At 40.2% G+C, this 254-nt stretch carries 1 pseudogene; it reads right to left on the reverse strand.

What is annotated here, in order from left to right:
- Positions 1-39 precede the first annotated feature (39 nt).
- Positions 40-254 (reverse strand): annotated as a pseudogene (locus E8Q33_RS15180) (hypothetical protein); the annotation flags it as partial.

Below are 254 nucleotides of genomic sequence, written 5' to 3' on the forward strand. Positions count from 1 at the left end.
CGTCTTTAGATACAGCCATGATATTTTCCTATTTCAAGCTTACAGAATTAAATAAAAGTTACTTATCCAAAATGGATTAAGCAGCTTGTTTTGCGTCGCGAACGGCCGCAAAAGTGCGAACCATTTTCTGGTAGGCGCTTGCAAAGTACGAACAAATTTTTCGATTGGAGCTTTAAGCGTACCCATGAACATGCTAATAGCTTGATCTTTGGTAGGCATTTTCGCCAAACGGTCTAAATCAGAAGCAGGCAACA

The organism is Methylophaga sp. SB9B, assembly GCF_004832235.1.
Lineage (GTDB): Bacteria > Pseudomonadota > Gammaproteobacteria > Nitrosococcales > Methylophagaceae > Methylophaga > Methylophaga muralis.